Source organism: Pseudomonas sp. GW704-F2 (assembly GCF_059423025.1).
In genome coordinates this window covers 1-21809 of sequence record NZ_JBWKXO010000058.1, presented here as the reverse complement: position 1 = coordinate 21809, position 21809 = coordinate 1, and the positions used below count along the sequence as shown (strand labels likewise).

13 protein-coding genes are annotated in these 21809 nt (G+C 63.2%); 11 read left to right on the top strand and 2 right to left on the bottom strand.

All coding sequences use genetic code 11. The features are described from left to right. Positions 1–20: 20 nt before the first annotated feature. Positions 21–929: a LysR substrate-binding domain-containing protein gene (locus tag AC07W0_RS28605; RefSeq protein WP_017850011.1), complete on the bottom strand. Its 909-nt coding sequence runs from the start codon at positions 927–929 to the stop codon at positions 21–23. Positions 930–1111: 182 nt separating this feature from the next. Here AC07W0_RS28605 and aspA point away from each other — a divergent pair, with 182 nt between their 5' ends. The 8 genes from aspA (at position 1112) to AC07W0_RS28565 (ending at position 18130) form a co-directional block, all read left to right on the top strand. Next, positions 1112–2536: an aspartate ammonia-lyase gene (gene aspA, locus AC07W0_RS28600; RefSeq protein WP_017850012.1), complete on the top strand. Its 1425-nt coding sequence runs from the start codon at positions 1112–1114 to the stop codon at positions 2534–2536. Positions 2537–2915: 379 nt separating this feature from the next. Beyond that, the gene (locus AC07W0_RS28595) at positions 2916–4367 is read left to right on the top strand and encodes an alanine/glycine:cation symporter family protein (RefSeq protein WP_102618756.1); all 1452 of its coding nucleotides are present in this window, start codon (positions 2916–2918) and stop codon (positions 4365–4367) included. 72 nt (positions 4368–4439) lie between these two features. Further along, a complete protein-coding gene (locus AC07W0_RS28590; protein ID WP_102618757.1) occupies positions 4440–5417 on the top strand; it encodes an asparaginase in 978 nt (325 codons plus the stop codon). A 129-nt stretch (positions 5418–5546) separates the two neighbouring features. Beyond that, entirely contained in the window at positions 5547–10142 is a 4596-nt protein-coding gene (locus AC07W0_RS28585) for a dermonecrotic toxin domain-containing protein (RefSeq protein WP_102618758.1), read from the top strand. A gap of 59 nt (positions 10143–10201) precedes the next feature. Then, complete coding sequence (locus tag AC07W0_RS28580) at positions 10202–11194, top strand: AraC family transcriptional regulator (RefSeq protein WP_017850016.1); 993 nt, start codon at positions 10202–10204, stop codon at positions 11192–11194. A gap of 133 nt (positions 11195–11327) precedes the next feature. After that, a complete protein-coding gene (locus AC07W0_RS28575; protein ID WP_102618759.1) occupies positions 11328–12362 on the top strand; it encodes a histone deacetylase family protein in 1035 nt (344 codons plus the stop codon). After that, on the top strand, positions 12359–13450 hold the full coding sequence (locus AC07W0_RS28570) for a polyamine ABC transporter substrate-binding protein (RefSeq protein WP_102618760.1): 1092 nt from the start codon (positions 12359–12361) through the stop codon (positions 13448–13450). Before AC07W0_RS28575 ends, AC07W0_RS28570 begins: the two co-directional genes overlap by 4 nt. A 111-nt stretch (positions 13451–13561) precedes the next feature. Further along, positions 13562–18130: a dermonecrotic toxin domain-containing protein gene (locus AC07W0_RS28565; protein WP_102618761.1), complete on the top strand. Its 4569-nt coding sequence runs from the start codon at positions 13562–13564 to the stop codon at positions 18128–18130. On the opposite strand, the gene pdxR is transcribed toward AC07W0_RS28565, so the two are convergent. Further along, the gene (gene pdxR / locus AC07W0_RS28560; protein WP_102618762.1) at positions 18115–19665 is read right to left on the bottom strand and encodes a MocR-like pyridoxine biosynthesis transcription factor PdxR; all 1551 of its coding nucleotides are present in this window, start codon (positions 19663–19665) and stop codon (positions 18115–18117) included. The two genes, AC07W0_RS28565 and pdxR, sit on opposite strands and share 16 nt — an antisense overlap. 102 nt (positions 19666–19767) lie before the next feature. Between pdxR and AC07W0_RS28555 the strand changes: the two genes are divergently transcribed. From AC07W0_RS28555 to AC07W0_RS28545, 3 genes are read left to right on the top strand one after another with little or no spacing between them, the layout of a single operon-like run. Further along, the gene (locus AC07W0_RS28555; RefSeq protein ID WP_017850021.1) at positions 19768–20406 is read left to right on the top strand and encodes an FMN-binding negative transcriptional regulator; all 639 of its coding nucleotides are present in this window, start codon (positions 19768–19770) and stop codon (positions 20404–20406) included. Continuing rightward, positions 20403–20849, top strand: coding sequence for a GNAT family N-acetyltransferase (locus AC07W0_RS28550; protein ID WP_102618763.1), 447 nt, complete (start codon positions 20403–20405; stop codon positions 20847–20849). Before AC07W0_RS28555 ends, AC07W0_RS28550 begins: the two co-directional genes overlap by 4 nt. A gap of 10 nt (positions 20850–20859) precedes the next feature. Further along, positions 20860–21531, top strand: coding sequence for a GNAT family N-acetyltransferase (locus tag AC07W0_RS28545; RefSeq protein WP_017850023.1), 672 nt, complete (start codon positions 20860–20862; stop codon positions 21529–21531). Positions 21532–21809: the final 278 nt, after the last annotated feature.

Here is a 21809-nt window from a genome sequence, read left to right as displayed (position 1 = left end):
ACAGTTAAGCGGTGTTGGACTCACGTATTCTGCGCGGCTCCACCTTCCAGCTTGCGCCACAACAACCGCACGTTTGCCTTTCGCACCAAGGCACAGCGGTACAAACGAATCTCCAACGGCACATGCCACTGCGGACCGCCGCAGACCACCAGCTCACCCCGGGCCAACTCGGCACGCACGCTCAGTTGCGGCACCCAAGCGATGCCCAGGCCTTCCAGGGCCATGCTTTTGAGGCTGTCGGCCATCGCGGTTTCGTAAACCGTGGTGAAGCGCAGGGCACGTTGGCGCAACAGCAGGTTCACCGAACGCCCCAGAAATGCCCCGGCGCTGTAGGCCAGCAGCGGCACACTGCCTTCACCTTCCAGGTCGAACAGTGGCTTGCCCTCGGCATCGGCGGCGCACACCGGGAGCATTTCGGTATTGCCCAGGTGCAGTGACGGGAAGATCTCCGGGTCCATCTGCATCGCCGCGTCGGGGTCGTAGAACGCCAGCATCAAATCGCAGCCGCCTTCGCGCAGGGCATGCACGGCATCACCGACGTTGGTGGCGACCAGCCGGGTGGCAATGTTCAGGCCTTCGTTGCGCAACTGCGCGATCCAGCGCGGGAAGAAGCCCAGCGCCAGGGAGTGGGCCGCCGCCACTTGCATGACTTCGCCCTGCCCGCCTTCCAGATGGTGCAAATGGCGCAGTACTTCACCGAGCTGCTCGACCACCGTGCGCGCGGTCACCAGGAACAACTGCCCCGCGGCCGTCAATTCCACCGGCGTGCGCGAGCGGTTGACCAGGGTCAGGCCCAGCGCGGCTTCGAGGCTGCGGATACGTCGACTGAACGCCGGCTGGGTGACAAAGCGCCGCTCAGCAGCCTGGGAAAAGCTGCGCGTCGCCGCCAGGGCGCTGAAGTCTTCCAGCCATTTGCTCTCAAGGTTCATCAGTTCCTCCCACGGGTATGCACCATTTTGGCACACACGCCCGCCATGATAGCCGGGTCACACGCCTATTATGCCGTTTGTGCATAGGCCAGTGTTTAACAGCATTGGCCCAAAAACTTCCACAAGCCTAGCATTCACAGCGTTCCGGCCAGTTCCGGGTCCATATCGAGATGATTTCCGTCATGTCCTCCGCTGCATCATTCCGCACAGAAAAAGACCTGCTTGGCGTACTCGAAGTACCTGCTCAAGCGTATTACGGCATCCAGACCCTGCGAGCGGTGAATAACTTCCGCCTCTCGGGCGTTCCGATTTCGCATTACCCGAAATTGGTGGTCGGCCTGGCAATGGTCAAGCAAGCCGCCGCTGACGCCAACCGCGAGTTGGGCCAGCTCAGCGAAGCCAAGCACGCTGCAATCAGCGAAGCCTGTGCCCGCCTGATCCGCGGCGACTTCCACGAAGAATTCGTGGTGGACATGATTCAAGGCGGCGCTGGCACTTCAACCAACATGAATGCCAACGAAGTCATCGCCAACATCGCGTTGGAGGCCATGGGCCACAACAAGGGCGAGTACCAGTACCTGCACCCGAACAACGACGTGAACATGGCGCAGTCGACCAACGACGCCTACCCGACCGCGATCCGCCTGGGTCTGCTGTTGGGCCATGACGCGCTGCTGGCCAGCCTCGACAGCCTGATCCAGGCGTTCGCCGCCAAGGGTGTCGAGTTCAACCATGTACTGAAAATGGGCCGCACCCAGTTGCAAGACGCCGTGCCGATGACCCTCGGCCAGGAATTCCGCGCCTTTGCCACCACCCTCAACGAAGACCTGGCCCGCCTGAAAACCCTGGCGCCGGAGCTGTTGACCGAAGTGAACCTGGGCGGCACCGCCATCGGCACCGGCATCAACGCCGACCCGCGCTACCAGGCCCTGGCCGTACAACGCCTGGCCACCATCAGCGGCCAGCCACTGGTGCCGGCGGCGGACTTGATCGAAGCCACCTCCGACATGGGCGCCTTCGTATTGTTCTCCGGCATGCTCAAGCGTACCGCGGTGAAGCTGTCGAAGATCTGCAACGACCTGCGCCTGCTGTCCAGCGGCCCACGTACCGGCATCAACGAGATCAACCTGCCGGCCCGCCAGCCTGGCAGCTCGATCATGCCCGGCAAGGTCAACCCGGTGATCCCGGAAGCCGTCAACCAAGTGGCCTTCCAAGTGATCGGCAACGACCTGGCCCTGACCATGGCAGCCGAAGGCGGCCAACTGCAGTTGAACGTGATGGAACCGCTGATCGCCTTCAAGATCTTCGACTCGATCCGCCTGCTGCAACGGGCCATGGACATGCTGCGCGAGCACTGCATCGTCGGCATCACCGCCAACGAAGCCCGCTGCCGTGAGCTGGTGGAGCACTCCATCGGCCTGGTCACCGCGCTGAACCCGTACATCGGCTATGAAAACGCCACCCGCATCGCGCGTATCGCCCTCGAAAGCGGCCGCGGCGTGCTGGAGCTGGTGCGCGAAGAAGGCTTGCTCGACGACGCCATGCTCGACGACATCCTGCGCCCCGAAAACATGATTGCTCCACGTTTGGTCCCGCTGAAGGCCTAAGCGTTTGTTGCACCGCTCACCAGGTTGAGGGACTAGACACCTCTCACCTTTTGAGGGCCTGAAGGCTCGTTCTTCAGGCCCTTTTTTTGTCTCAAGGTTGTGAAATGACGCCCATAAAAATTCCAATATCGCCCCTGCCCGCCACGCCCTGGCTGAAACCTTTAATCAGCCCAGGCAGACGGATCACGTTCGCCTAGGTATAGTGCCGCCCCTCTTCGCGCCAGCGGCCATCGGTAACGAGGCCCGGACACACGCGAAAACGCATGAATAACAACACCCGCAAAAGGATCCGGTCGAACCGTCGCGCACTGCCTGGTGCCAAGTGACAGCGTCGAACCGTCCTGCGTTTGCCATTAGAAAAATCAGCGAGGAACACTCCATGCTCGAAGTCATCAACGACTTCCTCTCAGGGAAAGTACTGATCGTGCTCATTGTCGGGCTCGGCGGTTATTTCACGATCCGCTCGCGTTTCGTTCAGTTGCGTCACTTTTTCCACATGTTTTCGGTGTTTCGCGACAGCCTGAAAAACAGCTCCGACCAGCTCAGTTCGTTCCAGGCGCTGATGCTCAGCCTGGCCGGCCGCGTCGGTGCCGGTAACATCGCCGGTGTCGGCATTGCCGTGACTCTGGGCGGCCCCGGTGCCGTGTTCTGGATGTGGGTCACCGCGTTGGTGGGCATGTCCTCGAGCTTTATCGAGTGCTCCCTGGGCCAGTTGTACAAGCGCACCGACGCCGAAGGCACCTTCCGCGGCGGCCCGGCTTATTACATCCAGCACGGCCTGCACAAGCGCTGGCTGGGCATGGTGATGGCGTTCCTGCTGCTGGTGACTTTCGGTTTTGCCTTCAACGGCCTGCAAGCCCATGCCGTGACGCATTCGCTGAACAACGCCTTCGGCCTCGACACCACCTACACCGGCCTGGCCCTGGCGGCATTGCTGGGCCTGGTGTTCATCGGCGGGATCAAGCGGATCGCCTCGATCGCCGACCTGCTGGTGCCGGTCAAGACCCTGGTCTACATCGCCGTGACCCTCTACGTGATCGTGCTGCAATTCGACCATGTGCCGGCCATGCTCGCGACCATCGTCAAGAGCGCGTTCGGCCTCGACCAGGCCTTCGGCGGCCTGGTGGGCAGTGCGATCATCATGGGTGTGAAGCGCGGCGTATTCGCCAACGAAGCCGGTTTGGGCAGTGCGCCTAACGTGGCGGCGGTCGCGTCGGTGGAACATCCGATCGCCCAAGGCGTGGTGCAAGCGTTCAGCGTGTTCCTCGATACTTTCGTGATCTGCACCTGCACCGCCTTGCTGATCCTGCTCTCCGGTTTCTACACCCCGGGCTTTGAAGGCGACGGCATTGCCCTGACCCAGAACTCCCTGGCGGCCGTGGTCGGCGACTGGGGCCGGATGTTCATCTCGGTGGCCCTGGCGTTGTTCGTGTTCACCTCGATCATGTACAACTACTACCTCGGCGAGAGCAACCTGCGCTTCCTGGTCGGCAACAACCGCAAGGTGCTGATGGGCTACCGCGCGTTGGTGCTGGTGCTGATTTTCTGGGGTTCGATCGAGAACCTGAGCACCGTGTTCGCCTTCGCCGACATCACCATGACGATGCTCGCGTTCGTCAACCTGTTCGCCCTGGCGTTCCTGTTCAAGATCGCCATGCGTATCCTGAATGACTACGACAACCAGCGTGCAGCGGGGATCAAAACCCCGGTGTTCGACTCCAGCCAGTTCCCCGACCTGGACCTGGACCGCAAGGCCTGGCCGGCCAACCCGGTGAAACCGGAGCCTGCCGCTAAAGCGCCTGCTGAATCGATCGCACTGTCGCAACGCTAAGCGCAGATGACACGCCGCCTGGCCTTGGGCATGCTCTGGGCTTGGCGGCGTTTTTCGTTCAGGAGATTTTCGATGCAAGCAGCTAACAACGTCATGGTGCTCTACACCGGCGGCACCATCGGCATGCAAGCCAGTGCCAACGGCCTGACCCCCGCATCCGGTTTCGAAGCCCGCATGCGCGAACAGCTCGCCAACCAGCCAGTGCCTACATGGCGCTTCCGGGAAATGTCGCCGCTGATCGACAGCGCCAACATGACCCCGGCCTACTGGCAGCGCCTGCGCACTGCCGTGGTCGAAGCCGTGGACGACGGTTGCGACGCGGTGCTGATCCTGCACGGCACCGACACCTTGGCCTACAGCGCAGCCGCCATGAGCTTCCAACTGTTGGGCCTGCCGGCGCCGGTGCTGTTCACCGGCTCCATGCTCCCGGCCGGCGTACCCGACAGCGATGCCTGGGAAAACGTCAGCGGTGCGCTGCTGGCCCTGGGCCAAGGCCTGGCGCCGGGTGTGCAGTTGTACTTCCACGGCACGCTGATGGCGCCGACACGCTGCGCGAAAGTCCGCAGCTTCGGGCGTCACCCGTTCGCCGCGTTGCAACGCCAGGGCGGCGTGGCCCGCGCCGCGTCGATTCCTGCAGCGCTGGACTACCGTCAGCCCAAGGCCCTGGCCAATGTCGGCGTGCTGCCGTTGGTGCCGGGTATCGGCGCGCCTCAACTGGACGGTTTGATCGGCAGCGGCCTGCAGGCGCTGATCCTGGAATGCTTCGGCAGCGGCACCGGGCCCAGCGATAACCCCGAGTTCCTCGCCAGCCTCCAGCGCGCGCAGGCGCAAGGCGTGGTCGTGGTCGCGATCACCCAATGCCATGAGGGCGGCGTGGAACTGGACGTGTACGAAGCCGGCAGCCGTTTGCGTGCAGTGGGCGTGCTGTCCGGTGGTGGCATGACCCGTGAAGCCGCGTTCGGCAAACTCAACGCGCTGCTCGGCGCCGGGCTCGACACCCAGACCATCCGGCGCCTGGTGGAACTCGATCTGTGCGGTGAACTGGCCTGAATCGTACAGCCGAACCCGCGTAAAAACCCTCGGCCAACTATATAGTTAGCCTCCTCCCTGCCTTGCCGCTTTCTAGCATGCCGAAGCTGTTCTTCCGGCAGCGTCCATGAAATGGCAAGGCAGGAACCCATGAGCCAACAAACCTCCACCCTTCGTTACAACCCCTCCGATACGCTGGTCACCCAACTCTGCGTCGGCCCCGCCTTCCGGGAAGCCGCCAGCACGCTGTTACGCCGCTCGTTGCAAGAACTCTACCCGGACCTGGGCATCGACCCGGACATCGCCATGGTCGGCACACCGACATGGGGCATTGTCGACGATGAAATCGTCGCCGGCCCCACCGCGCACCAAACCCTCACTGACATCCTCACCAATCAGGCCATCTCAGGTGAACCCGCGCTCTACATCGAAGGCGCGCACTACCTTATCCAGCCGAAAAACCAGCAACCCACCGCGCACCTGCCGGTACGCATCACGCAGATCGCCACCCTGATCAACCTGCTGGCACCGGTGATGCTCACCGCCTACCAGGAACAACAAGTGGCGTTCTGGAACTCCAGCAACGGCACCTCCGGCCCCCACTGGCAAGCCTTGTCCAGCACGCTGCGCTCGGTGTGGAACGTGACCCGCGTCGACGGCTGGGACGAACAGGACTGCGCCATGGCCCGCACGCTGTACGCCGCGCCGGAACTGACACGCCGCCAGAGCGACGATGCATTCGCCTGCCGCGCCTACCTGGTGGACGTCGATCAGATCGACGGCGCGACCGTCACCCACCTGGGCCTGCTGTCGATTGCCGTACTGATCGGCAACCACGACGGCGAGACGCTTATCCTCACGTACTCCCTGTTCAACGGTTACGAGAAATTCGCCACGCTGGAGCAACTGGGCCAGAGCTTGCCCGGCTACGTAGGTCGCCATGCACCCACTGACATCCAATGGCGACTGTTCGAACCCACCGGGCATTTTTTCGATCACCAGGCTTGCACGCTGATTGCCCAACAGCTTGCGTTCATCGGGCAGCTCGACACTCAGCAACTGCGGCGCACCGCCCCCAGCGAATCCTCACTCAACCTGCCACCGGCCACCCAAGAGCTGGTCGGCGAAAAGCAATCCGACCTCAAACCCTACCTCGACGCACTCCCGTCCTGGCTGACGTCCGCCTCCACCACCGACCTGAGTCTCTACGCACGCTACCTGAAAGACCTCGCCGCGCTGCACAGCCTCAACGCGGGCAAGTCCTACGACGATGACATCCCGCACATCCAGACCTACGCGCTCGACAGACTGCGCGCCGAAATGCTCAAGGACCACACCGACGCGGCGAACCTGCGCCTGGAGAACATCGAGATTCAGGTACGCAGCCCGATTGTGTGGGGCAGTTTCACCCTGCCGGGCAAGGTCGACACCACCACCTTCAGCCTGGCCGACCTGGCCCTGCAAAACCTGATCGGCCTGCCCCTCGGCGACAAAAGCGTGCGCTTGCGCAACAGCAGCACCGTGCCGGCGTGGCTGACCGTGGCATACATCGAAACGCTGATCCGCAAGGTGGACGTCGGCCAACACTACCCGGCCCTGGCCAAAAGCAAGTTGCTCGACAACCCGCTCGAATCCAGCCGCCGACGCGCCCTGTACAGCAGCCATTTGCGCATCCAACTGCCGCTGCAAGCCTTGCAATACAAGATGAGCCGACACGCCGGGATCGACGAACTGGGGTATCGCTACGTCGCTGCCGTGCTGGCGCCAGAGGCAGCGGACCGTCAGGTCGACGGGCAAGCCATCGTTCTTCGTCCCCTGGCCTTCCTGCCGAAAAACCGCAGCGCCGACACGCAAGACGTGGTGAGCAACATGTTTGTGATTGGCCCCCAGGACACGAACGCCGGGCCCTGCCTGTTGTATCGCCCGATGGCGGAATTACCACTGCTGCAATATCCGTCACCGGCCGACCTGCTGTATGCGATCCGCCAATCACGCCACCTGCGCGACTCGGTCCTGGCCTGGCTGCCGGACAACGTGCGCGACGACTACGCACGCTACGCATTCCCTGGCGAACTGCCCTCGCCCTGGGCAGTCGTGACGTTGCTGGTGGACCCGGTCAAACTCGTGATGATGAGCGGGCCCATGGACCTGGGCATGCAAGCGCTCAGCGGCGAGCTGCCCGACGAACTGTTCAAGGCCAATGCCAACGCGCTGATCACGCTGGCCGACCGTCAGTCGGCGTCGAATGCCGAAAGTCGCTGGGCCTCGCTCAAGCAGGCGGGCTGGCTGATATTCAACGCAGCCCTGCCGTTCCTGGGCCGCACCGTGAACACCGCCGCCTGGATCTGGCAGATCCTGGATCAGGTGCAAGCGGTCGTCGACGCGCAACAGCAGAAGGACAAACCGGCCGAATGGTCCGCCCTCGCCGGGCTGTTGCTCAACCTGGGCATGGTGTTGACCCTGCACATCGCCAGCCGCGACGCGCCGTCAGCCCCCGCCTTGAGCAAGGACGAGCCGGCACCGAAACCTGCCGCCAGGCCCGAGGTGATCGCCAAGCCCGTGACAGTCAAACAATTGGCCAACCTTTCGGCAGTTGAGCTGCCAGGCAATCACCCGCATGCACTGCACACCCTGGCCGCGATCAACCGCAGCCCCAGCGACCTGGGCAGCCTGCTGGACAGTTTCAAGGTCGAAAAGCCGAAGGTGCGCAACAAAGCCTCATCGCGCATCGGCCCCCATCGCCACCTCTACCCGCTGCTCGATAAATGGTACGCACAGGTCGGCGAACGCTGGTTCGAAGTGACGGTGGATGAGAATGACGAAGTGCAGATCACCGATCCCCAACAACCCGCGCGCAACGGTCCCTTTCTGATCGGCAATCTCAAGGGCGAGTGGTTCATCGACACCCGGCTGCGCCTGCGTGGCGGCGGTTCAAGAAGCCGGGAGCGCAAAGCCCGGGCGCAAGCCGAACGCCAGGCCAGCCAACTGCGCAGGCAGATCACCGCCTTCGAGCAACAGAAAAAGACTGCCCAGGACACCCTGGAAAAGACTTATCAGGCACTGGTTGACGCGCCGCCCACCTCGACCCAGGCCGCGCAAAGGGCTTACCTCGATCAACTGGAGGCCCAACGCACAGACTACGAGACCGCCCTGAAAAACCTGAAAGAATTGAATGTACTTGCCCCAACGCCGGACTACCTGCACAGCGCCGTGGGGTATCTCAAGGTTCAGTTGAGCCTGAGCTGGGCCGGGCTCAACGAAGTGCTCAAGGCCTTTACGCCCAAACTCCGCACAATCCTCGACCACATCGCGAAGCAGGCCGCCGACGCACGCGTGCGCAACATCCCCGACGCACTGCAAATGAACGCAATACTGCACGGCATGATCGAGCGCCTGGACTACTTCGAAACGCGGTTCAACGAACTGCGTGACCTGCCCGGCGAAGGCCTGCGCCTGATCAAGAACACCAAAAGCCTGCTGCCTGCCTACAGCAGCGGCGACCTCAAGGCGTTGCAAGTCACCTTGGCCCGCAACCTGTGCCTGCGCGAAACCACCACCCTCAGCGCACCACTGGCATGGGCCGCCATCGACCATATTGTCGACGCCTGCGACATCGCCATCCAGGCCCTGCGCGACACCCTGCGCGAGCGCAGTGACAAGCGCATCGACGAACAGATCGAGACCCTGAGCAGCCTGATCGAACAGTTCACGGTGCTGGGCGAGCGCCTGCAGGACTTTCCCACGGAATTCCCCAGCGTCTCCCTGACGGAACCGTTGACCCGCCTGCGCGAGCAACTCGGCGAGTACACCAAACGCGCCAGCACCCATCTTGCGCAAATGGCCGACCGACGCACCGCGCTGAGAGCCACCCCCAGCCCGCCGCCCGTCCCGCCACACCCGCAGAAAAAATTCATCCGCACCCGTTACCACGGCATGGTCGTCGGTGAGCCGCAATTGTCCGCCACAGGCCTGGACACCGGGCTGGTGGATGTTCGCTCGCCCCTGTCCAACACCGTGGTGGCCACGTTTCACGAGAAACCGGACGGCTTTTGGGTGCAACGGGCCAGGAGCGAACAAACGGTGAACACGCCCATCGACCTGCAAACCAGCGTGGACGCCGGCCAGAACCTGCTCGACGGCCTACCGGACTTCAAACAACGGATCACCGGCCTGGCCAGCCAAGCCCAACGCACGCCCATCGGCATCGAATACTTGTACCATCAACACGCCCAGCGTCTGGAGCAAGCCACGCGCAGTATCGAGCAAGCCCTGAGCCAGAAGAACCTCGCGCAAGGCGACGTGGCCCTGGCCAGCACCGTCAAAAAGACCCTCAGCGACGCCACCACAGCCCTCTATCAACAATCCGTAGACAATGTGCTGAGGATGACCCAACAGCACCCGCCGACACCCTCCGGCGTGCAATGGTTGAAGGCCCGCAACGCGATAAGCATCAAAAAAACCATCAGCCGCCGACGCATCAAATCCACCCGGCCGGATTACCTGGACGAATACACCATCACCGACCGCAGCACTCATAAGGTGCTGTGGTATGCACACTTCCACTACTCGACCGACTGGACCACGCCCAGGGCGTTTATCAACGCGCGCCTCAAGACACCGCAGGAACACAGCCTGGGCGCGGCAGCCGACACCACCAAAGACCTGAGCAGCGCACAACGCGTGGCATTCCACCGCAGCGAGATCAACGAGAGTCAGGCCAGTACGCTGTTTTTCAACCTGGCCTGACACACGGCCGACGGCACACAACTTGCTCTTTCACCGTACCTGACACGTTGGAGCCGTCGATGCTGCACGCTCATCTCACCACCCTCAACGCGGTGTCGCTGGTGCTCGACACCTTCAAGGCCCAAGGGCTGCCCAGCGAGGCCTTGCTCGCGGGCAGCGGCATCTGTGCGGCGGACTTGAGCCGCGCCGACACGCGTATTACCACCAATCAGGAAATGCGCGTATGCGCCAATGCCGTGGCCCTGCGCCGGGATGTCGGCCTGGCGCTGGGCCGCCAGATGCATGTATCGGCCTACGGCATGCTCGGTTACGCGCTGCTGACGAGTGCCACCTTCGGTGACGCTTTGCGCCTGGCGCTGCGTTATCCGGCGCTGCTGGGAACACTTTTCAAGCTGAGCCTGGAGGCGGACGGCGAGCGCATCTGGTTTACCGCCGCTGACTATCGCGAAACCCCGGCCATGCAGATGTTCAACGTCGAACTGTGCCTGGCCTCGCTGAAGGTGATCTGCGACGACCTGCTCGGCCAGCCGCTGGCGCTGCTTGGCGCGCGCTTTGAATACAGCGCGCCGGATTATCGCGCGCGCTACAGCGAGTGTTTCGCCTGCCCGCTGCAGTTCGACGCCGGCACCAACGCCTTCGCCTTCGACAAGCGCTGGCTGGACCAACCCCTGCCCCTGGCCGACGCCGTCACGCACCAGGCCATGGCCGAGCGGTGCCGCAAACAGAACCTGGAGTTCACCGGCCGCCAGGCGTGGCTGGGCAGAATCCGCCAGTTGCTCACCAGCCAACTCGGCGCCGCGCCGGGGATCGAAGGCCTGGCCGCACAGATGAACTGCTCGCCGCGCACCCTGCGCCGCCACTTGCACGACCTGGGGTGCAGTTATCAGGAACTGCTCGACGAACTGCGCTTCGAACGCGCCAAACAATGGCTGGCGGCGGATGAACTGCCGATCTACCGCATCGCCGAGCAACTGGGTTTCAGCGAAACCGCCAGCTTCCGGCATGCCTTTGTGCGCTGGAGCGGCGTGGCGCCGAGCCAATTTCGTGCATGACGCCCCATTGATGGGCGAATTGCGGACACACAATTTGGCCCGATTTATCCCCTTTTGGCCGCTCCTGTCGTTCTCATAAAGCGCCCCGCCCGCAAGACTGCAGGCACCGATACCGCCTGCGGAGAACAACAAAATGCTGACGATCTACTCGGACGATCACCACCTGCACCACGGCCGCTGTGAACTGATGGACGGGCAACTGATGCCCTGCTTCGAAATGCCCTCGCGCGCCGACCACGTACTGCAACGGGTCAAAGCCCGTGGGCTGGGCCCGGTCCTTGCCCCGCAGGACTTTGGCCTGGCGCCGCTGCAACGTGTCCACAGCCGCGACTATCTGGACTTCTTCAAAGGTGCCTGGCAACGCTGGACCGCATTCGGCGAGGACGGCGACCTGTTGCCCTACACCTGGCCCGCCCGCACCTTGCGCCGCGTGCTGCCCACCAGCCTGCACGGCCAGCTCGGTTACTACAGCTTCGACGGCGGCGCACCGATTACCGCCGGCACCTGGCAAGCGGCCTACAGCGCCGCCCAGGTCGCGTTGACCGCACAGCAAGCGATCCAGCGCGGCGCCCACTGTGCGTTCGCGCTGTGTCGCCCGCCGGGGCACCACGCCGCCAGCGACTTGATGGGCGGTTATTGCTACCTCAACAACGCCGCCATCGCCGCCCAGGCGTTTCTCGACCAGGGCCATCGCAAGGTGGCGATCCTCGACGTGGACTACCACCACGGCAATGGCACTCAATCGATCTTCTACGCACGCAACGACGTGCTCTTTACCTCGATCCATGGGCATCCGGAGGCGGAGTTCCCGTTTTTCCTGGGCTACGCCGATGAGCAGGGAGAAGGCGCCGGGGAAGGCTTCAACTTCAACTACCCGTTGCCGGCCGGTTCCGGGTGGGCGCGCTGGAGCGCGGCGCTTGACGAGGCGTGCAGGGAAATCGAGCGCTATGACGCCGACATCGTCGTCGTGTCGCTGGGTGTGGACACGTTCAAGGACGACCCGATCTCGCAGTTCAAGCTCGACAGCCCGGATTACCTGGCCATGGGCGCACGCATCGCGCGCCTGGGCAAACCCACGCTGTTTGTGATGGAAGGCGGCTACGCCGTGGCAGAAATCGGCATCAACGCCGTCAACGTTCTAGAAGGTTTTGAGGGGTCCATCCAATGAACATGCTCAAGTCGCTCGTCCTCTGCGCCGCCGTTCTCGGTGGCGCGGCCCATGCCGAAGAGAAAACCCTGCGGGTCTACAACTGGTTCGACTACATCACGCCCAAGGCGCTGGAAGACTTCAAGGCGCAGAACCCCGACGTCAAACTGGTATACGACATCTTCGACACCAACGAAGCCCTGGAAGCCAAGCTGCTCACCGGCAACTCCGGGTATGACGTGGTGGTGCCGTCCAACGTGTTCCTCGCCAAGCAGATCGAAGCCGGGGTATTTCAGCCCCTGGACCGCAGCCGACTGCCGAACTGGAACCACCTCGATCCCAAGCTGATGAAGCTGCTCGAGGCCAACGACCCCGGCAACAAGTTCGCCGTGCCCTACATGTACGGCACCATCCTGATCGGCTTCAACCCCGACAAGGTCAAGGCCGCGCTGGGTGCCGATGCGCCGGTGGACAGCTGGGACCTGATCTTCAAGGAAGAAAACATCAGCAAGCTCAAGCAGTGTGGCGTCGCGCTGCTCGATTCGCCGTCCGAGATCCTGCCGCTGGCCCTGCAGCACCTGGGCCTGGACCCCAACAGCAGCAACCCCAAGGACTATGAAAAAGCCGAAGCGCTGCTGATGAAAGTCCGCCCGTACATCACCTACTTCCACTCCTCCAAGTACATGGCCGATATCGCCAACGGTGACATCTGCGTGGCCGTCGGTTATTCCGGCAGCTTCTCCCAGGCCGCCAACCGCGCCAAGGAAGCCAAGAACGGCGTGATCGTGGACATGCGCCTGCCCAAGGAAGGCGCGCCGATCTGGTTCGACATGCTCGCCCTGCCCAAAGGCGCGAAAAACCCGCAGGACGCCTACACCTTCATCAACTACCTGCTGCAACCGCAGGTGATCGCGCCGATCAGCGACTTCGTCGGTTACCCCAACCCGAACAAAGACGCGACGGAACTGGTTGACCCAGCGATCCGCCACAACCCCAACCTGTACCCCACCGAGACGGCGATGGCCACGCTGTATACCCTCAAACCCCTGGGCCGCGACGCCGAGCGCGCCCGGACGCGGGCGTGGACCAAGATCAAGTCGGGGACATAGGGGCCGTCCGCTATCTAACTACCACCTCCGGACGGGCACGCGCCCTAACGTGGTCGAGGTCCTGGGTTGCCGTCGGCAACCCGCCTCACCTCGCCCGTCAGGAGCCCGCCCTTGCCCTCATCGCCTCCCAGTGCCAACGACCTGTTGACTCAACTGACCACCGGCCCCTCCTTGCGCGAAGTCGCGGCCGCCACCCTGCGCTCGAGCTTGCGCGAGCTGTACCCGGATCTCGACATCGACCCCGATCTGACCCTTCTGGTGACGCCGCACTGGCAGATCACCGCCGAGGCGATCCTGCCCGGAGCCCCGCGATTTCAAACACTGACCGGCGCGTTGTGCCGCAGTGCAACATCCGGCGCACCTGTCACCTGGCTCGACAGCGAGCACTACCTGATCTATCAATCCGCCACCGGGCCGAACGTGCATCTGCCGGTCAAGGTGGACTCCGTCGGCCGCCTGATCAATGAGCTGGCACCGTTGCTGTGCGTCGCGTACCAAGAGCAGCAACTCGCGTTCTGGAATGCCAGCAACCACCCGAACGGTCCACGCTGGCGCACCTTTGCCAACGCCTTGCGCGCGATCTGGAATGTCGACAGCGTGGAGGGTTGGGACGAGGATGAATGCAACGTCGCCAGGGCGGTTTTTCACACGCCGGATTACGCCCAGCGCTTGCCCCAGGACAAATACGCGACCAAGGCTTATCTGATCGACGTCGACCTGGAACACGCCACACAGGTCAAACACCTCAACCTGTCGGCATTGGCGGTACTGGTCGGGCGCCTCGGCGAGCGCGACATCATCCTCAGCTATTCGATCGCCGACGGTTACGCCGCCTTCAAGAGCCTGCAAGCGCTTGGCGACGCCCTGAGCATTCAAGTGGCCACTCCACAGGCGACCAAGCTCCACTGGCGACTCTTCCAACCCTCAGGGGACTTTTTCGAGCAGCAGGCCTGTGCGTTTATTTCCCTGCAGATTCAGGCAATCGGCGCAATCGCGTTCAACAGCGGTGAGCTGATCCCGACCATGGCGCACGACAAGCCAGGCAGCGAAATCGCCCCCCGCGCCCCGCTGAATCAAGACAGAATCGGCTGGGTACATCGTGCCTTGCCCGACTGGATACTCACCGCGTCCTCGTCGGATCAGGCCACCTACGGGCGCTACATGATGGACCTCGCGGCCCTGCACCTGCGGCACGCGGGTAAAGCCTTTGATGACGGGATCAAGCACATCGGCGATTTTGCCCTGGATGCGATCCACACACTGATGGTCAAGGACCACCCCGGCGTGGCCCGCACGACGCTGGACAGCGTGCGGATCAGCGTCACCAGCGTGCAAGCCTGGGGCACCCTGATCGTGCCGGGAAACACCCAGACCCAAACCTTTACCCTCGCCGAGTTGGCCCTGGAAAACCTGATAGCCCTGCCCTTGGGCAACAAAACCGTCGGTTATGAAAACGGCAGCGCGGCGCCCGCCTGGATGACGGCGGCCTACCTGGAGCACTTGATTACCCAGGCGAACGTCGGCATGCACTACCCGGCCCTGGTCAAACGCACGCTGCTTGACGACGCTGCCGAGTCCCTGCGAAGGCAACGTCTCTACACCGCTCAATTACGCCTGCAACTGCCGCTACTGGCGTTGCAGTACAAAGTACGAGGTGTCCACGACCTGAGCGAACAGGGCTATCGCTATGTCTGCGCGGCGATGCATCCAGACAGCGCAGCCCGTGTGGTCGACGGCGCGGCGGTGGTCATCCGCCGCTTGTCCCTGCTCCCCAAACGCCGTCTGGGCTCGGCCGTCGACGTCGTCGGCAACATGTTCGTCATTGGCCCTCAAGACCCGAAAAAAGGTCCTTGCCTGCTCTATCGCCCGCTGTCCAACCAACCGTTGATGCAGTTCCCGTCACCGACCAATCTGCTGTACGCGATCAAACAAGACACGCCATTGCGCCAATCGGTCCTGGCTTGGCTGCCCGATAAGGTGCGAACGGCTTACGCGCAATTTGTGTTTCCCGGCAGCCTGCCCTCGCCGTGGGTATTTACCAGTGTGCTGAACGACCCGCTGAATGCACTGGTGATGACCGGCCCCGTCGAACTGGGGCGGGAAGTGCTGCCAAACGACGACTTCGCCACACTGTTCCGAGCCAACGCCGACGCGCTGGTCACCCTGGCCGACCGCCAATCGGTGTCCAATGCCGAGGCGCGCTGGGAGAGTTTCAAGCACGCCGGGTGGCTGATGTTCAATACCGTGCTGCCGTTCATGGGCCGCGCCGCGGGCGCCGCGACCTGGATCTGGCAATTGATGGATGACCTGCAACAGATGGTCGACGCCAATGAGGTCGGTGACCGTTCCGCCGGGCTCTCGGCGCTGGTGGATATCTTGCTGACGCTCGGCATGGTGTTAACGACGCATGTCGCCACGGCGCATCGGCCCGAGTCGTCCATCGGGAAGCCCGCCAAGCCGCCCGCATTGCCGCCGCCGGAGGTCAAGGTAGAGGTCGTCCAAAAGCCGGATATCGCGACGGCAGAGCTGCCCGTCGACCACGAACACACCCTGCACATCAGTGGTGCCCTGAACCGCAGCGCGCAGAACCTGGGCACGTTCCTCGACAGTTTTGCGCAGGCCAAGCCCGATCAATTGGGTACGCAACAGACCGTGGAAGGCCCCCATCAGCATCTCTATGCCAAAGCCTCACACTGGTACGCCCCGGTGGGTACACGATGGTTTGAAGTGACGGTCGACGAAAACGACACCATGTTGATCATCGATCCGCGTCAACCAGGCCGGCGCGGCCCGCCGCTGATCGCCAATCGCCTGGGGCAATGGTTCGTCGACACGCGCTTGCGCCTACGAGCAGGCGGCCTGCGCAGCCGGCGCAAAAAAGGCGAAGCCCTCAGGCCGCCGAAAATCACCGATTTACGCCGTCAACTGGCAACCTTCGACAGCGAGCAAGCCCAGCGCCAGCACGGTCTTGAAGCCTTGCAAGGCGCCATCGACCGCACGGCGGGTGACGCCAAAGCCGCGGCCAGAACCACCTTTCTCGAACAGGTGGATACGCGTCTCAAAGAATTCGACGTACCGATTTCCCAGCTCAAATCCCTGAATATTCTCGACACGGTGCCCAACTATCAGGACGCCATGGTCGGCTACCTGGAACATCAGCTGTTTCTGGCGCGCTCCGCCATCAGCGAACAACAGATCCCGTTTCGCGAACGACTGGAAGCCATACAGGGCCACCTCGACATCGAGGGCGTTGAAGAAGAAGCCTTGCCCACCGTTCACTACCGCAACATGTATACCGCGACACACGCCATGGCGGAGCGCCTGGGCTACCTTCAGGCACGCTTCAAGGAGGCTCGTGCCCTGGGTGCGCGCGGGGTCAGGCTGATCCAGCAGCATGAGCCGCACCTGCCCGCTTATGCCCTTGATGATCTCAAGGCGTTCAAGATTACCCTGGGCCACTTCCTGTGCGTGGCCGAAGGCGCATCGGCCACACGCGCCGACGCCAGGGAAGCCTTGCGCCGTATCGTCGATGTGGCGGAGCTGGCGGTCCAAAGTTTCAGAGAGGCCGCACAACCGCGCAACATGGTGCCGCCGGAGCAGTTGATCGAAACCCTGGACAGCCTGATGGATCAGTTTTCCAGGGTTGACCAGAACCTGGTGGATCTGCCGGCCGAGTTTCCCAATGACCTCAACAAGCCCGACCTGGAAAACCTGCGCAAGCAAGTGGACGAGTTCGCTCGGCTCGCAGAGAAACAACTGACAACCCTGCTTCGCGAACGCAGAGCCATGGAGCCCACCGCGGGCCCGTCGCGCACCGTCCCCAGGGCGAAGAAAAAATACATCAAGACGCGCTTCAAGGGGATGGTGGTCGGCGAAGAGCGTGAAAGCCCCGACGAAGACGGCAAGACGCTGGTCGACGTAAAGGAACCCCTGACCGGCAAAGTGATTGCAACCTTCCATGAGAAGGAGCCGGGGGTTTGGGTCGAACGCGAGCTGACGCCCAAGCCCGCTTCCCGCAGCCAGGCGCGTAACCTGGCAAACAGCATCAGCGACGGTCAGGCGCTGGTCGATGGGGTCGAAGCCTTTATCGCCAACAAGGAAGCCTGGGCGAAGGAAACCCGGCAACTGCCGGTGGAAATCGAAGAGCGCTTCCACCAGCACGCCAAAAAACTGCAACGGGCCAACCAGGATATCGAAGAGGCGTTGACCTCCAGCAACCAGACCGAAAGCGCCTCGCCGTCAGCTGCGTTGACTAACCGCCGCCTTGATGAGGCGATCACCCAGCTTTACCGGGAAGGCAAACGGATCAAGCTCGAGGTGCTCAAGCGCCGACCACCGGAGGCGGCGCACGTCGAATTGCTGTTGCGCGAGGGCGCCGTCACGGTAGACCCGCCTGTCGGCGCCCGCACCCGACTCAGGGGGCGCGACAAGGGTTTCCTGCAGGAGTATGCGGTGGTGGACGTCAACACGAACCGTCCGTTGTGGTACGCACACTTTCACTACCCCACCCTCACCGGGCCGGAGGAAGCCTACACCGCCGCCCACCTGAAAAACCGCCAACAGCGCCTGATGGGCGGCCGGTTCGAACCCTTGAGCGACATCGCCGTGTACCGCAGTGAAATCGGTCTGCATCTGGCCCGCTCGCTGTTCCTGAAAGCCAAGCCTCAGCCCTCAGCCTGACCGGTCCAGGCCTGGCGCAACCGCGCGAGCGCCTGGCGGATCGCCGCCTCGGGCACTGCGGCGAAGCCCAGCACCAGGCCGGCGCGTTGATCGTCCGGTGGCCCGGCCTGCGCCAGCCAATAGCTGCTCAGGCCATTGACCTCCACGCCCACCGCGCGGGCCTGCGCCACCAGTTGTTGTTCGCGGGCAAGGCTGTCCACCCGCACGGTAAGGTGCAGGCCCGCCGCACTGTTCGGCAGGCTGCCGACCCCCGGCAGCTCGTCCGGCCAGCCGTTCAACAGGACGTTGCGCCGACTGAGCGCAGCGCGACGCATGCGCCGGATATGCCGCTGAAAGTGCCCCGCCGCCATGAACTCCGCCATCACCGCCTGGGTGCTGACCTCCGAGTGCCGCACATCCACGGCGCGGCGCTGGGCGAATGCGTCGACCAGCGTCGGCGGCAACACCAGGTAACCCAGGCGCAGCGCCGGGAACGCGACCTTGCCGAACGTCCCCACATACAGCACCCGCCCGCTGCGATCCAGGGCCGCCAGCGGGGCCAGCGGCGCGCCGCTGTAACGGTACTCGCCGTCGTAGTCATCCTCGACGACCCAGCCACCGCTGCGTTCGGCCCAGGCCAGCAACTCCAGGCGCCGGGCCAGGCTCATGACCACGCCCAATGGGTACTGATGGGACGGCGTGACATAGGCCAGGCGGCAGTTGTCGAGGCCGTTCAACACGCTGCAGTCGATCCCCTCGCTGTCCACCGCCACACCTTGCAGCTGCGCACCGGCCAGGGCGAAGGCATGACCGGCGGCGCGGTAGCCGGGATTTTCAATCGCCACGCCATCACCTGGGCTCACCAGCAACTGTGCACAAAGGCTGATTGCCTGCTGCGCGCCACTGGTGATCACAATTTGCTCAGCCGTACACTGCATGCCCCGCGAGCTGCGCAGGTAGGCGGCGATCAGGCCGCGCAAGCGCTCGTCCCCGGCCGGGTTGCCATAGCACAGTTGATCGAGGTCCGGCTTGCGCCAAAAAGCCGCATTCAGCTTGGCCCAGACGTCAAAAGGGAACAGGTCGAAGGCCGGAACCCCCACCCGAAATGCCCGTGGAGGCCCCGTGGGCGGCAAGGGCAAATGGTTGTTTTCGAGGCGCTCCAGCGCCGCGCTGTGGATAACTTTTCCGCCCGAAATATCGGCGTTTTTCAGCTCGATTGTGGATAAGGCTGGGGATAAGCCTGTTGAAAACCCTGTGGACAGTTTTGTGGATAGTTTTTTTGAACTGGGCAGTTGGGCGACATACGTCCCGTCGCCGACCCGGCTTTGCGTAAAGCCCTCGGCATACAGCTGATCGTAGGCACGCACCACGCTGTTGCGCGAAATCGACAACGCCGCCGCCAGGTCGCGCGTGGCGGGCAAACGCGTGCCGCCGGCCAGTCGCCCGTCCAGCACGCGTTGGCGCAGGGCTTCGTACAGCTGGCGGGTCAGCCCCTGACGACGATCCAGCTCGATTCCCGCAGGGTTGAACGACAACGGCGGCGCAAGGGACGACATTGGGCAGGCTCCGGAATTGGACCCATGAAATGGGTCATAGATGGCTCTTACAACGAACCATTAGCCTGCCTAGGATGCAGGCATTCGCCAAGGAATACTTTTATGTACACACCACGCGCCTTTGCCCTCGACGATTTGCCCGAACTGCAGCAACTGATCCAGCACACGCGCCTGGCGCAGGTGGTGACCGTGGGTGAACACGGCCTGCTGGCCAGCCACCTGCCACTGCTGCTCAACCCCAACGAAGGCCCGAACGGTACGCTCTACGGCCACATGGCCAAGGCCAACCCGCAGTGGCACGACCTGCAGAACGGCGGCGAAGCGCTGGTGATCTTTGCCGGGGCCGACGCCTATGTCAGCCCGGCGTTTTACCCGAGCAAGGCCGAGCACGGCAAAGTGGTGCCCACCTGGAATTACCTGGCCGTGCATGCCTACGGCACGGCCGACGTGTTTACCGACGCAGAGCGCCTGCTCGGCGTGGTCAGCGCCCTCACCGACCGCCACGAAGGCCGCCGCGCCCAGCCCTGGAAGGTCAGCGACGCCCCGGCCGACTACATTGAAGGCATGCTCAAGGCCATCGTCGGTTTCGCCTTGCCCATCGAACGTCTGATCGGCAAACGCAAACTCAGCCAGAACCGCAGTGCCGCCGACATCCAGGGCGTGCGCGAGGGGCTGGCCGCCAGCCTCGACGTGCGCGACCAGACCCTCGCCCGTTTCATTCCCCAAGGAGCCCCAGAATGAGCCCGATCGACATCCGCCCCGTCACCGCCGCCGACCACGCCGCCTGGCTGGCGCTGTGGCACGCGTACTTGCAGTTCTACAACACCGAACTGCCAGACGCCGTCAGCCAGAGCACCTGGCAACACCTGATCGACGCCCGTGAGCCGACCCACTCCGCGCTCGCCTGGCAGGACGGCAAAGCGGTGGGCATGGTCAACTTCATCTACCATCGCTCCAACTGGAGCATTGAAAACTCCTGCTACCTGCAAGACCTGCTGGTGGCGCCGGCCCAGCGTGGCGGCGGCGTGGGCCGCAAATTGATCGAACACGTCTATGCCACGGCCAAAGCCGACGGCTGCTGCAAGGTCCATTGGCTGACCCACGAGACCAATGCCACCGCGATCCAACTGTACGAACGCATCGCCGAACGCCCTGGCTTCATCCAATTTCGCAAAGGTCTTTAAGGAGCGCAGCATGTCCACCTCTCTCGCCGACTGGCAAGGTGCCCCGGCGCCCACGGTCCAACTGCTCGAAGGGCGTTTCATCCGCCTGGAAAAACTCGACCCGGCGCGCCACGCCGACGGTCTGTGGCAAGCCCTCGAAGGCCCCGGCGCCGACCCCAAGCTGTGGGACTATTTGCCATATGGCCCGTTCAGCGACCGCACCGCGTTCGATGCCTGGCTGAATAACCATGCCCAGCACAACGAGCCGTATTTCTTCAGCGTGATCGACCGCGCCAGCGGCGATGTGCAGGGCATCCTCAGCCTGATGTCCATCGTCCCGGCCCACGGGCGCATCGAAATCGGTCACGTCACCTTCGGCGCGCCGATGCAGCGCTCGCCGAAAAGCACCGAGGCCGTGTATCTGTTGGCCAAGCATGCTTTCGAACTGGGCTACCGCCGCCTGGAGTGGAAATGCAATAACGGCAATGCCCGCTCCAAATACGCCGCCGAGCGCCTGGGGTTCAGTTTTGAAGGGGTGTTCCGCCAGCACATGGTGGTCAAGGGGCAGAACCGGGACACGGCGTGGTATTCGATTCTGGACTCGGAATGGCCGCCGATCGGGGCAGGGTTTGAGCACTGGCTGTCGGAAGCCAACCAGGCAGGTTCAGGCCAATTGAAAAGCCTGGCGGAGTGTCGCGCCTAAATCCCACAGACAGCGCAGCACCAGAATATGAGAGCGGGCTTGCCCGCGAAGCGGTGGGTCAGTCGAGATTGATTTTCGACTGGTCTACCGCTATCGCGGCGTAGGTATCTACACATCCGATGACGCTGAAAACCCCGGTCGTATCGCGAGCTGTTGCTTTGCTGTTGCTCTGTTTTTGATTTTGATCTTAGGCGCCCCGTTAACCACGCTGGCCGAACGCAGGCTTGAATCCGTGGGCAACCCGGCAGGACGCCGGGTTAGCCGTCCTGGGCCAGGGA